The 12,607-nt window shown below is 44.0% G+C and carries 12 protein-coding genes and 1 tRNA gene; 10 read left to right on the top strand and 3 right to left on the bottom strand.

The window, feature by feature from the left end; translation table 11 throughout:
* Window positions 1-36 precede the first annotated feature (36 nt).
* The 3 genes from GNF10_RS12755 (at window position 37) to GNF10_RS38520 (ending at window position 1,800) form a co-directional block, all read left to right on the top strand.
* Window positions 37-128: transfer RNA gene (locus GNF10_RS12755), tRNA-Ser, on the top strand.
* Window positions 129-311: 183 nt separating this feature from the next.
* Window positions 312-1,634, top strand: a complete 1,323-nt coding sequence (locus GNF10_RS12750; protein ID WP_185584494.1) for an ABC transporter substrate-binding protein — start codon at window positions 312-314, stop codon at window positions 1,632-1,634.
* A gap of 31 nt (window positions 1,635-1,665) precedes the next feature.
* A complete protein-coding gene (locus tag GNF10_RS38520; protein WP_260446300.1) occupies window positions 1,666-1,800 on the top strand; it encodes a hypothetical protein in 135 nt (44 codons plus the stop codon).
* A gap of 17 nt (window positions 1,801-1,817) precedes the next feature.
* On the opposite strand, the gene GNF10_RS12745 is transcribed toward GNF10_RS38520, so the two are convergent.
* On the bottom strand, window positions 1,818-2,663 hold the full coding sequence (locus GNF10_RS12745; RefSeq protein ID WP_185584496.1) for a hypothetical protein: 846 nt from the start codon (window positions 2,661-2,663) through the stop codon (window positions 1,818-1,820).
* A 322-nt stretch (window positions 2,664-2,985) separates the two neighbouring features.
* Between GNF10_RS12745 and GNF10_RS12740 the strand changes: the two genes are divergently transcribed.
* From GNF10_RS12740 to GNF10_RS12715, 6 genes are all read left to right on the top strand, one after another.
* Window positions 2,986-3,294, top strand: a complete 309-nt coding sequence (locus GNF10_RS12740; protein WP_185592624.1) for a hypothetical protein — start codon at window positions 2,986-2,988, stop codon at window positions 3,292-3,294.
* A 32-nt stretch (window positions 3,295-3,326) separates the two neighbouring features.
* Window positions 3,327-3,644, top strand: a complete 318-nt coding sequence (locus tag GNF10_RS12735; protein WP_114084056.1) for a hypothetical protein — start codon at window positions 3,327-3,329, stop codon at window positions 3,642-3,644.
* A gap of 173 nt (window positions 3,645-3,817) precedes the next feature.
* Window positions 3,818-5,545, top strand: coding sequence for a succinate dehydrogenase/fumarate reductase flavoprotein subunit (locus tag GNF10_RS12730; protein ID WP_185584508.1), 1,728 nt, complete (start codon window positions 3,818-3,820; stop codon window positions 5,543-5,545).
* A 96-nt stretch (window positions 5,546-5,641) separates the two neighbouring features.
* Window positions 5,642-6,160 (top strand): hypothetical protein, encoded by a 519-nt coding sequence (locus GNF10_RS12725; protein ID WP_185584498.1) that lies wholly within the window; start codon window positions 5,642-5,644, stop codon window positions 6,158-6,160.
* A 480-nt stretch (window positions 6,161-6,640) separates the two neighbouring features.
* Window positions 6,641-7,603, top strand: a complete 963-nt coding sequence (locus GNF10_RS12720) for a protochlorophyllide reductase (RefSeq protein ID WP_185584500.1) — start codon at window positions 6,641-6,643, stop codon at window positions 7,601-7,603.
* Window positions 7,604-7,989: 386 nt separating this feature from the next.
* Window positions 7,990-8,610: a TMEM165/GDT1 family protein gene (locus GNF10_RS12715; RefSeq protein ID WP_185584502.1), complete on the top strand. Its 621-nt coding sequence runs from the start codon at window positions 7,990-7,992 to the stop codon at window positions 8,608-8,610.
* A 99-nt stretch (window positions 8,611-8,709) separates the two neighbouring features.
* Here GNF10_RS12715 and GNF10_RS12710 read toward each other — a convergent pair whose 3' ends face one another.
* Window positions 8,710-9,603: a tetratricopeptide repeat protein gene (locus GNF10_RS12710; RefSeq protein WP_185584504.1), complete on the bottom strand. Its 894-nt coding sequence runs from the start codon at window positions 9,601-9,603 to the stop codon at window positions 8,710-8,712.
* Between the two features lie 379 nt (window positions 9,604-9,982).
* Here GNF10_RS12710 and GNF10_RS12705 point away from each other — a divergent pair, with 379 nt between their 5' ends.
* On the top strand, window positions 9,983-11,014 hold the full coding sequence (locus GNF10_RS12705; RefSeq protein WP_185584506.1) for a hypothetical protein: 1,032 nt from the start codon (window positions 9,983-9,985) through the stop codon (window positions 11,012-11,014).
* Window positions 11,015-11,127: 113 nt separating this feature from the next.
* Here the strand turns inward: GNF10_RS12705 and GNF10_RS12700 are convergent, their stop codons facing one another.
* A complete protein-coding gene (locus GNF10_RS12700) occupies window positions 11,128-12,297 on the bottom strand; it encodes a homocysteine biosynthesis protein (protein ID WP_185581537.1) in 1,170 nt (389 codons plus the stop codon).
* Window positions 12,298-12,607 lie beyond the last annotated feature (310 nt).

Raw genomic sequence — 12,607 nt, 5'->3', positions numbered from 1 at the left:
AAGAGCAAGTCTGATAACATTGATATTCGTGAGTCAGGAGAGGTGGCTGAGTGGTCGAAAGCGGCAGATTGCTAATCTGTTGTACGGCAGGCAACTCCGTACCGAGGGTTCGAATCCCTCCCTCTCCGTTTTCCAGCTTTTAATACACAGAAAATCTTCTGTGTGACTTAAATATAGGCGTAAACACTTCTACTCCCAAAGATGGATGATATGATTTATCTTTTGGAGTCCTGATAAGATACAGCTAATTTAAAAATCTAGTTTGAATCTTACTTTTAGGCTCCTAAATATCTGAGGAGTCAAAGTTACTTATGAAAAAGATTAGCGCCGCCTTAACCTTCAGTATAGCTACCCTAGCAATTGGGTTCCTAGTTGGGGCTTGTGGTGATAATAGTACCCCCAATGGCACAGCTAACACCGGAAATACCGCTACCCCAGCAGCAAACTCAACTACGACAAGCAGTGCTAAAGGGCTAAAAATTGGTTCCCTGCTACCGACAACAGGCGACTTAGCTTCTGTTGGACAGCAGATGTTAGGTTCCGTTCCTTTACTCGTTGATACCGTCAACGCCTGTGGTGGGGTGAATGGCGAACCAGTTACCTTGGTGCAAGTAGACGACCAAACCGACCCCAGAGCGGGTGCAGCCGGTATGACCAAACTAGCAACTTTAGATAAAGTAGCAGGTGTAGTTGGTTCATTTGCCAGTAGCGTTTCTAGTGCAGCAGTCTCCATTGCTACGCCGAATAAAGTTATGCTGGTTTCCCCTGGTAGTACCAGTCCCATATTTACCGAAAAAGCTCAAAAAGGCGACTTTAAAGGCTTTTGGGCGCGTACCGCTCCCCCTGATACCTACCAAGCACTAGCATTAGCCCAACTTGCCAGAAAAAAAGGTTTCAAGCGAGTTTCTACAGTTGTGATTAATAACGACTATGGCGTGGGCTTTGAAAAAGCATTTGTGCAAACTTTTGAAAAATTGGGTGGAACCATCGTTAATAAAGATAAGCCTGTCCGCTACGACCCGAAAGCGCAGACATTTGATACAGAAGCGGCGGCTGCCTTTGCTAGTAAGCCAGATGCAGTTCTAGCTGTACTGTACGCTGAAACTGGCAGTCTGTTCTTGAAAGCCGCTTATCAGCAAGGTGTAGCTAAGGGAGTGCAGATTTTGCTCACAGATGGAGTGAAATCACCTACTTTCCCAGAACAAGTTGGCAAAGGCAGCGATGGTAAATATATTTTAACTGGAGCGATCGGTACAGTACCCGGTTCCGATGGTAAAGCGCTAGAAGCTTTCAATAAGCTGTGGAAAGATAAAAAGGGTAATGAACCAGGGGAATACGCTCCTCAAGCTTGGGATGCGGCTGCCTTATTGACATTGGCAGCACAAGCTGCTAGTGAAAATACAGGCGTTGGTATAGCCGGCAAAATCCGTGAAGTCGCTGATGGTCCTGGCACAGAAGTTACTGATGTCTGCGAGGGACTGAAGTTACTCAAAGATGGTAAAAAGATTAACTATCAAGGAGCTAGTGGCAACGTCGATGTTGATGCTAACGGCGATGTCATTGGTGTATATGACGTTTGGACAGTAGGAGACGATGGCAAAATCAAGGTAATTGACAAAGTTACCCCCAAGTAGAAAATCAAGAATTAGGAGTTAAGAGCTATGAATGAAATATTACGGCGTTGCTGAATTAAAGTATGAATCTGGATGTAGAGACGTAGCGGTGCTACGTCTCTACAAGGATTTTGGTATTATGCAAAATCATTTTCATACATGGAATCAGCAACGCCAATATTACTAACTCTTAACTCCTAACTCTTATAATCCAGTGAAGTTATAACCAACTCCTAACAATAAGCCAATATCAGTTTGATCGAAAAACCCTGCATTGACAGAGGCTGTTGCTGTGAATTGAGGAGTTAGAGGCACATCAATGCCACCAGATACCAAAAAGGCAAATTGCGAATCATCACCAGTTTTGTAAGCTGCACCCACTCCAACGTAAGGTGCGATCGCTAACGGTTCGCTAAAAGCATCAGCTGATTTGAAGGTAAAATCGTAGGTGATCGGAAGCAAAATTGTGGTATTGTCGCCAAATACGGCTGAGGGACGTACCGATATAGAATTTGTCAGTCCGACTTTACTAACTACTGCAAAGTTACCATCGCCCAAAGACGAGCTACCATCACCACTCAAACCAATGTTAGCAGCAACGCCAATATAGCTACTGCCACCACGGGTTGTTCTGCCTAAATCAATATCCGATTGTGCCACTTTGGTAGCAGATGGTTGAGCAGTCGTTTGAGAAGTCGGTTGTACAAACTCAGAGGTGAGAGTCGCAGACGAGGTTGCCACTGTGCCTGGAACTGGTGTAGACGTTACACTGGCATTTTCCTGTATTACAGGATTTTGGCTCTGCTGTACCTCAGCTAAATTTGTGGCTGTAAATGTTTCAGTTGTTTCTGTAGAAAGATTTTGGCTTACAGTGTCTAGTTCTGTACTAAACTCATTGGGAGAAGCTACGGTTGCGGAAGAGCCAGTTAATACCTGACTGCTTACCTTGTCTACTGTCTGGGCACTTGCAGATAAGCCGCTACTCAGAACTACAAGAGCAGCTATACCTGGCAACCAAAAAACACCTTTACGAAGAAAAATAGTATTCACGTTCACTCCTAAAACAACATTGCCACGAAAAATAAGGGTTTTTGTTGATTTAAGTCAACAAATTCCGACAATACTCAAAATTTAACACCAAAAAATCGGATTTCACATCCTTACTTTGCTGGATTTATCTATGGTCATAACGCACCAAAAATATAGAATAGTGCGTTAACCTACGGCATAAGACACCCTACAAAACTAGGTTTTGAGGACTTATGTACACACCGTAGTACAAAGAACGTGGAGATACAGGAAAAGGGCTTACCGGAATGGCACTAAGAAAAGCTGAAACCTCCTTGCTGGAAGGGTGTAGGAGGTGTAGGAGGTGTGGGAGGTGTGGGAGGATGGGGAGGCAATACAGCATTTGTTGATATGCAGTTATTCAATTTCTCCTCTTTCTTCCCACACTCCCCACACTCCCCACACTCCCCACACTCAGAAAGCAAGTTATATCAGGGCTTTGCGATTAACAAGCGTGCCATTCGGGCTTACCGTCAAGTATGCTTGCTCTATTTATGCCATCCAGGACTATGAATTGCGGTTTGTAACAAAAAAAGTAAATTGTGAAGCAATATTACGAATTTTGCAAAAATATTTAGAAATTGTCTACAAAGCAAACATGGCTCTAACGTAGAACCTATATAGGAGAGACTTGAGGCAAATGTGATGAGCGGAAATAATATTCAAAAGTATCGGTTTGTCTGTACGCTGACTTTTGGTGATATCTACGGTCAAATAATTGTTTGGTTAATTACAATTACCCTAAGTTTGGCATCTGCCTTAGCGCTGATGGGTGCCAAGCGTCCTGTGTACGCTTTAGCAACTGCGGGTTTGGTCGTTCTGCTATCGCTACCTTTCTTGTTGTTTGCGTTTGTCACGACCTTGTTAAATCATATTGAAGTCACTCCTGTAGGGCCGGGAACTAAAATGGAACCTATACCAGGTAATGTGTCTCAGCAACAACCTGTACAAGCAGCTAGCTAAAAAGTTAGGAATGAAGACCTAACTCTTCATTTTTAATTTCAAAATTTGTAATAACATCCCTGTCTATGGCAGGGAATTTTTTTGTAGAGATGCCACGGCGATCAGCAATGCACTGCCTGATTAATCACATCTCTACAATAGAACAGCAGTGCTTTGCAATCAGAGGGCTAATTATGCTGGAACACGATGTAATTATTGTTGGGGGTGGATTGGCGGGATGTCGTGCGGCAGTGGAAATTGCTCGCACTGACCCTAGTTTAAATATTGCTGTGGTTGCGAAAACACACCCAATTCGTTCCCATTCGGTGGCGGCTCAAGGTGGTATGGCTGCGTCACTAAAAAATGTTGATTCCCAAGATAGTTGGGAAGCACATGCTTTTGATACTGTCAAGGGTTCTGATTATTTGGCAGACCAAGATGCTGTAGCAATTCTCACCCAAGAAGCGCCAGATGTGGTAATTGATTTGGAACATTTAGGCGTTTTGTTCTCTCGCTTACCCGATGGTCGCATTGCCCAACGAGCTTTTGGCGGGCATTCTCACAACCGCACTTGTTATGCCGCCGATAAGACAGGTCACGCGATTTTGCACGAATTGGTTAACAATTTGCGGCGTTATGGGGTGCAAGTTTATGAAGAATGGTATGTAATGCGTCTCATCTTGGAAGAGAATGAGGCGAAAGGTGTGGTGATGTTCCACCTTTTGGATGGACATATAGAGGTGGTGCGAGCCAAGGCGGTGATGTTTGCCACAGGGGGCTATGGTCGCGTTTATAATACTACCTCTAATGATTACGCCTCTTCGGGTGATGGTTTAGCAATGACTGCGATCGCAGGTTTGCCTCTCGAAGACATGGAATTTGTCCAATTTCATCCCACTGGTTTATATCCCGTAGGGGTGCTAATTTCGGAAGCGGTACGGGGTGAAGGGGCGTATCTGATTAATAGTGAAGGCGATCGCTTTATGGCAAATTATGCACCCAGCCGCATGGAATTGGCTCCTCGTGATATTACCTCACGCGCGATCGCTTATGAAATTCGCGCCGGTCGTGGTATTCATCTCGACGGTAGTGCTGGTGGCCCCTTTGTCTATTTGGATCTCCGCCATTTGGGTAAAGAAAAAATTATGAGTCGCGTCCCCTTCTGTTGGGAAGAAGCGCATCGTTTGGTGGGTGTTGACGCGGTAACTCAACCAATGCCAGTCCGCCCGACAATTCACTATTGTATGGGTGGTATCCCAGTTAACACTGATGGGCAAGTCCGTAGCAGTGGTGATGGTTTAGTTGATGCTTTCTTTGCGGCTGGCGAAACATCTTGTGTTTCTGTACATGGTGCCAATCGCCTTGGTAGTAACTCTCTGTTAGAATGTGTCGTTTATGGCAAGAGAACTGGGGCTGCGATCGCCAAATTTGTCCAAAAACGGAAGTTGCCCTCTGTAGATGAGCAACGCTATGTAACCCAAGCCCAGCAAGAAATCCAATCTCTGCTAGAACAACCAGGACAGTACCGAATTAACCAAGTCCGTCAAGCCTTCCAGGATTGTATGACTGAGTACTGCGGCGTTTTCCGCACTGAGGCATTAATGAGTGAAGGGTTGCACAAATTAGCAGAAATACAACAACAATATCCTCAAATTTATTTAGATGATAAAGGTAGTTGCTGGAATACAGAACTTGTGGAAGCCTTAGAATTGCGAAGTTTGATGATAGTGGGACAGACTATTTTGGCATCAGCTTTAAATCGTCAAGAGAGTCGGGGCGCTCATTTCCGCGAAGATTATTCCGAGCGAGATGATGCCAACTTTCTGAAACACACAATGGCTTACTATTCACCTGTGGGAATTGACATTCAATATCGTCCGGTGGCGATTACTATGTTTGAGCCAAAAGAGCGGAAGTATTAGCTAGTCTTTCGGAGATAGGATGTAGGGTTAAGCAATAATATTCCTATCTCCTGAATATATTTTAATTTTCTGTATATCCATAATCAATAGATATATATGCGAAACTTTATAGCCATCATTAGACATTACGAAAAAGAACATCAGCAAAATACAATTAATGAAATTAATTGGTTTAGAAGCCAGTCTCCTTTGATTCAAGCCATTGAGTTAGCTGCGATAGCAAAAGATCACCGAGGAATGCGTTATTCGCACCAACGGCGTATCAAACTATCAGCATTAGACACAGCCAAAATGGTCTTGCCTACTATGACTAATAGCTTTCAGCAATGCAGAACATTTGAGCAAATTCACGAACTAGTCAAAACAAGACTACATAAAGTTCATGGTATTGGTGAGCTATACATTTACGATACATCGTTCAGGATTGGTGCAAAGCTCACCTTATTTCCTGAAAAGCTTTATCTTCATCGCGGAGTTCGTAAAGGCGCATCTGCACTAAGTCTAGATATAGCAGGTCATGCAATCGAAATGGATACTTTACCGAACGAACTCAAGCATCTTCCACCTTATGAAGTTGAGGATATTCTATGTATATACAAAGATAAGTTTAATTAGTTCAACAACTGTGCTTGTCTTCAAACCATTGCATAATTCAATATGCTTGGGTTAAGGCATTTCTTTCTTCTCTTTGCGTCCTTTGCGTACTTTGCGGTTCGTTAAAAAATTGACTTTGGCAAAAAGTTTTAGCTTTAACTGAACTGTATTGTTGCATAATTGGGAATTGGAAATTTGTTCTATGATGCAGAACCTAAACCAGATGACCAATACTGAAATAAAACGATATATTTCAGAACATAGAAATGAGGAAGAAGCGTTTCGGGCTGCATTGCAAGTTTTGATGAGTTGTTGTAACTCCGCTACACAACACCCTTATCCTTTCGATCTTGACAATCCTAAAAGCGATGTAAAAGCTCTTCTCTTAGAGAAATTCAATCGAAATGAGTGAGAAGCGATCGCCAACCATAACAGACGTGGTGACTCAGTGAGGTAAAATCCTGAAGAGAGAAAAAGGTGATTAACAGAGTCTGAATAGCAATGGTACAGGATAGGAAGTCAACGGTTGTAATCACAGGTGCCTCTTCAGGGGTCGGTTTGTACGCTGCCAAGGCTCTTGCTGAAAGGGGATGGTATGTAGTGATGGCCTGTAGAGATGTAGCGAAGGCTCAACTTGCAGCCCAATCTGTGGGAATCCCGCATCAGGGCAGCTACACTATCATGCATATCGATCTTGGCTCTTTGGATAGCGTTCGACAATTTGTGAATAACTTTCGAGCAAGCGGCCACTCCCTAGACGCTTTGGTGTGCAACGCCGCAATTTATATGCCCTTAATAAAAGAGCCTTTACGCAGTCCAGAAGGTTACGAGTTAACTGTCACCACAAATCACCTGGGACATTTCCTTTTGTGTAACCTAATGCTAGAGGATCTGAAAAAGTCATCTTCAGAACCAAGGCTCGTAATTTTGGGAACTGTTACCCACAATCCAGACGAACTGGGTGGGAAAATTCCGCCGCGTCCAGACTTGGGCGATTTGCAGGGCTTTGCAGAAGGGTTTAAAGAGCCGATCTCAATGATTGATGGTAAGAAATTTGAACCAGTCAAAGCTTACAAAGACAGCAAGGTTTGTAACGTGCTGACTATGCGGGAACTGCATCAGCGCTATCACGAGTCAACTGGTATCGTCTTCAACTCTCTCTATCCAGGATGTGTTGCAGAAACGCCACTATTTAGAAACCACTATCCCCTGTTTCAGAAAATCTTCCCATTATTCCAGAAGTACATCACTAAGGGATATGTGTCTCAGGAGTTGGCGGGAGAACGAGTTGCGGCGGTGGTTGCCGATCCTGAGTACAATCAATCCGGTGTGTATTGGAGTTGGGGAAATCGCCAGAAGGAAGATGGTAATTCCTTTGTTCAAAAGGTTTCTCCTCAAGCCCGTGATGACGACAAAGGCGATCGCATGTGGCAACTAAGTGCTAAGTTGGTCGGACTTGCTTGATGGGATATGATTTGGCGTTACCCTTGTGCATGATTCATCTTATCTGTCCAGAAGTCACAGATGAGGAATTTTTACCAAATTAATACCTGAATCGGGCTGTATGTGCCATTTTTCTAAAGTTATATCTCTCCATCCCCCACCTTGACTTTTACTTATGACAGATGTACGATCAGATCCGCATTGAAGGGGAGTAGCTGCTGGCAAAAAAATAAAAGCCAGTACATCTGAATCAACATACTGGCGATGAGCCTGGTTCAGGTGGCGAATAATAAATATTTGAAAGCGAGACCTTCACTAAGTTCACACCGAAAAGTGTAAACTTGGTGAGGTCTTTTGGTTCTCATCAAGCTTCACATCGGTAAAGGATTCTTCAGGAGCTTGAGAGAGTGTTAACAGCTTTTACCGCAGGTTTATTATTAATTACAGTTTCCGAATTAGGCGATAAAACATTTTTTATTGCTGTAATTTTGGCAATGCACCACTCGCGGCGGCTGGTATTTATAGGTGTGACAGCTGCTTTGGCTGCGATGACCATCCTTTCGGTGCTATTTGGACAAGCGGCATCTTTATTACCAAAAGTTTATATTCATTACGCCGAAATAGTTTTGTTTATCGCCTTTGGTATCAAGCTGTTATATGACGCGAGTAAGATGTCTTCGGCTGCTTGTGATACGGAAGTTATAGAAGAAGCCGAGGCTGCGGTGAAAAAAGCAGATTTGGAGTTACCAAAGAAAAAGACTTCCTTAGCAATTGTCATAGAAGCCTTTATATTGACATTTATGGCAGAGTGGGGCGATCGCACGCAAATTGCCACCATTGCCCTAGCCGCAGGTAATAATCCCATTGGAGTAACAGTAGGTGCAATTTTAGGACATGCCATTTGTGCTGCGATCGCAGTTATTGGTGGCAAAATGATTGCCGGACGCATTTCTGAGCGTCAACTCACCTTTGTTGGCGGATGCCTGTTTTTAGTCTTTGGTATCGTAGCTGCCATTGAAGGAGCATAAGGGGAGCAGGGGGAGCAGGGGACAAGGGGACAAGAGGTGAGAACTTGAAACAAGTCTTTCCCCAATTCCTAATTCCCAATGCCCAATTCCCAATGCCCATTACTTCGGAGTACTTTTCAATGAAGGCGCGGGAGATACGGCCGAATTAGGAATAGGGGAAGTCATTCCTGCCTTTTTAATTTCGTCTTTGTACTGAGCAGGTGCTAGAGCTGCGGCGCTATCAAATAAAGGTTTTGCATCTGCGTCTTTGCCCTGTTGTTTCAAGAGCATCGCTTTTGCCACAACGGGGCGAAAATCTTTCGGATCTTTCTTAATTGCCTGGTCATATACAGAGCTAGCTTGAGCGTAGCGTTTCTGGGAAGCATGAACAGAACCTAACAATACCTGCACGGCTACTGTATCTACACTTCCAGGCTGAATTGTATTTGCTTGGGCTGCTTTCGAGAGGGTTTCTTGCAGTAAACCAATAGCGGCTTCTGGGCGTTGCTGACTGATTAACAAAGCCACCATTCCTTGCAAAGCCTTCAAATCGCCAGGTTTGGTAGACAAAATTGCGCGATAAGCTTGAGCGGCTCCTTCGCGATCGCCTATTTGCTGTTTAGCTTGAGCGAGTAGCACTGAATATTCTGATTGTTCGGGATTTAGCTTGGCTAGCTTTTCCAGAGGTTCAATGACAACTTGGATATCAGCTGGTTTAACCTCACTTTTTTCTTTTTGACTCAGTAGTTGTAGACGCGCCTGCAATAAGCCCTTAAGCGCAGTCTGATTTTCTGGTTCCCTTTGCAAAACCAGTTCATAACCCCGTACTTCGTCTTCCAGTTTTGATTTTTGGTCAGCAGAGGTCAAAGTGCCTCTGCTGCTAGCAGTATTCTGGTTTGAGGGTGGCGTATTATTAAATGCTCCAATTATGGGAATCACCGAAACACCCACAAAAGCAAGAATTGCCAGCGCCAAGACGATTTGAACTATCCAACGATTGCGCGGTTGAGACACAGTTTTGTCTTTCTCCTAAATTTTAATGACATTATCATTTACACAAATCGTAAAGTTAAAAATTTCCAAAACTTTGCGGAATACCGCCAATTGCCTGTGAATTTTATAACAATTAACTATTTACACTGCTAAAGTAAGTGATGACTTTAGGAGGAGCCGTCAGAATTGTAGCTATGATATGCTTCCGAAACTAGTGTAAAGGCGCTAAATTACACATTTAGTGTTTATACACTCAATTTAGCGCCTTTAGTATTGTTATAGAGTACCCTAGTGTGACTTTGTGAAAAGCAAATATACTTTCATCAGTCGCACAAATGCTCTTTCCAGCTACCTTTATAAAATCCCACAATGGGATGTGTCTCCGCCGCAAGGAGTTTTTATGAATTCCGACCTGATGCCGTTGCCTGAATCCTCCAATTCTTCTGCCTCTAACCAGGGCCCAAATAAAATAGAGGCTGCCTCTAATGTTCACATAGTACCCAAGCCCTCTAAATTTGAAAATTCGCCTGTCAACCCCAGCGAGACTGACTCAAATGGGAACTTAGTCAATCGACAGCAACCGATTCCGCCTCCCAGCGAACCGATGCAGTACCGAGCGATCGGATTAGTCAGGGGTCGCTATCATGCTAGCAGCGAACAATTTACTCAAGGTACGCTACTAACTACAGATGGTGTAGAACTCAATGCCGTCCTCCTAGGCCGGATTATGAGCTTAGTCAAGAATCATCTAGACTTAGAAAAAGAACATCTGTGGGTAGTATATCCACGTACAAGACAAGAAAATGACACCTTGCACATCCAAATCGTCGGAGTTTGGGAGCCAGAAAATCTGGCTAAAAGCTCAACAGATGAGGACGAGTCAGATTTAGAGTTGCAAGAGTCACAGACACTTGATGATGGCTTATCCGAAAATTCTGAATTAAGCACAATTCCCACGATCCCCTCATCAGAAGTAGCTGATGGTGGTTTTTCTGTTCGTGGTGAAGTAGTATACCAATCTTTTGACGCTAAAAGTTTGGTAGTCAAAATTAGGCAGGCTGCACGCAAACCAACTGACAAACCCAAGTATTTCAAGTTGAAATTGAGGGGTGTCCTGACCACCAAAGCCGTAGGAAAATTCTGGGATTTCCAAGCCAAGCGAGAAGCTGATGTTTTAATCGTAGAAAAAGCTGAAGCGATCGCTGACTTGCCCAAAAAACGCAAACCACCATTCAGAGGTGGCCCTCGTGCTGGCGGTAGCGGTGGTGCTGGTGCTGGTGGTAGAAGACCATTCCCCCCCAGACGCAACGGCGAAACTCCGCGTCCCATCAAGAAAACAGGCACAGGCGGAGATACCTCTGTGGTGTCAAAACCTATACCAAAAACGCCTGCTCCTAAACCCATCAAGCGACCGAAACCGACTCAAGAGTAGGGAATTGGGAATTGGGAAGAGGACTTGGGGACAAGGGGAAAGACTTGTTTCAAGTTCTCACCTCTTGTCCCCCTTGCCCCCTGCTCCCCTGCTCCCTGCCCCATTTCCCAAGATCAAAAATCCGTCCTCCGGTCTTGGGGTAGAAAAGATCGCTCCATCGGAATTGGAGAAACTGGCTCTGTGAGGGTAAACGTCCCTGCTTCGATCCACTTTTTCAACTCTAGGGCGACTTGCCTGGAAAAAAACAAACTCGCTAGGGGGGCAGAGCGTACAGCTTTGCCCTCAATAGTGATCCTCCCAGATTTGAGTTGGGCATAACTCACCAAACCAAAAGTAGGGCGAACGCGCCGGGGAATGGAAAAATCTACTATTGGGGCTACTAAGTCTTTATCCTGTACAGCGCAGTGTTCAACTACTTGTTCATTTAATACAGGGAGTGGAACACCAACGCCTAACATCAATGAGGGGCCATAACTTTTAAAGTAACAACCCCGCACCCAATGAGCATCCATTTGTTTGGCATCACCAATTAAAGCTAAAGTGGCGGAAGGCCCAATGGGTGTACGATTAGCTAAACGTTTTTGTAAGGGGAAGTGCTGAGTGCCTTCCCAAGCAACATAACCAATACCGCCGCCTAAAAAAATTCGAGTACCTATACCAACGAGTTGCAAATCAGGATCGTTGAGTAAGGGTGAAATAGCACCGGGATTAGAGTAAACGGCATTCCCCAAACGCGGTTGTAAAGGACCCAGATAGGTGAAGAGGGGGCGATCGCCACCATTTACACCAACAATAAAATTTTGATAAAGATTGCGCGGATTGAATAAATAAAACTGATTAATCGTTTCACGGGTAACTGTAGTTTCAAAACTTGCTCTGGGGTAACAATCTGTTACTTGTCCTTGCGCTTTTACATGTATAGCTTTACCAGCAATCAAATCTTCAATTACATGACCGCCGCCACGTTCTCGGACTTCCTCTCCGTCCGTCGTCTCCACAGCACAACTCGCACCCAAATATAAATCTACTGCCCCAAAACCAGAGTATGCTGGTACGCCATCTAACCAACAACGACGAATTTTGATCGGAGGGTCAGTGTGTCCAAGATTGATAATTGCACCGCTTGATTCCATCGGCTCAAACGTACCAGTGGTAATTACATCAACTTCTTTAGCCGCTTTATTAACACCGATTTCTACAACTCGTGCTTTTAACTCTTCAGTTGTCAACACTACCGCACGTTGGCGGATGATTTTCTCGTTAATTTCTGCAATTGTTCGCATCTTATCAGTGCTAGCGCTTCCTGCTATCTTCCTCTCTGAAGGATATCTTGATAAATCAGAGAATCTTGCATAATTTCCTGTCCAAATAGTTGTCAGCCAATCTCGATACGACAGCTTAACACCCCCATAGGCTTAAAATTCCTCAAAAAACTAATTCAACTATTGCAAAGTACAAATCATATATTTTTTGAGGAAAGTACGCAAATCGTATCAAAAGTATTTTAGTAACTACGTAGGGCTTGCTGGTTAAGACTGAAACCCTTGTATAAATAGTGATTGAAGTCTATAAATCGAACAAAAGTGCAAGGCA

Origin of the sequence: Nostoc sp. UCD121, assembly GCF_014222285.1 — a bacterium.
Taxonomy (GTDB): Bacteria; Cyanobacteriota; Cyanobacteriia; order Cyanobacteriales; family Nostocaceae; genus Nostoc.
Note: the sequence above shows the minus strand (reverse complement) of the source record. Positions and strands in the feature narration are given on the sequence as shown.

Bases quoted from the DNA above. Each gene is read 5' to 3' on its own strand.
- GNF10_RS12750 (WP_185584494.1), top strand. From the start codon at position 312: ATGAAAAAGATTAGCGCCGCCTTAACCTTCAGTATAGCTACCCTAGCA.
- GNF10_RS38520 (WP_260446300.1), top strand. From the start codon at position 1,666: ATGAAATATTACGGCGTTGCTGAATTAAAGTATGAATCTGGATGTAGA.
- GNF10_RS12735 (WP_114084056.1), top strand. From the start codon at position 3,327: ATGAGCGGAAATAATATTCAAAAGTATCGGTTTGTCTGTACGCTGACT.
- GNF10_RS12730 (WP_185584508.1), top strand. From the start codon at position 3,818: ATGCTGGAACACGATGTAATTATTGTTGGGGGTGGATTGGCGGGATGT.
- GNF10_RS12725 (WP_185584498.1), top strand. From the start codon at position 5,642: ATGCGAAACTTTATAGCCATCATTAGACATTACGAAAAAGAACATCAG.
- GNF10_RS12720 (WP_185584500.1), top strand. From the start codon at position 6,641: ATGGTACAGGATAGGAAGTCAACGGTTGTAATCACAGGTGCCTCTTCA.
- GNF10_RS12705 (WP_185584506.1), top strand. From the start codon at position 9,983: ATGAATTCCGACCTGATGCCGTTGCCTGAATCCTCCAATTCTTCTGCC.
- GNF10_RS12700 (WP_185581537.1), bottom strand. From the start codon at position 12,297: ATGCGAACAATTGCAGAAATTAACGAGAAAATCATCCGCCAACGTGCG.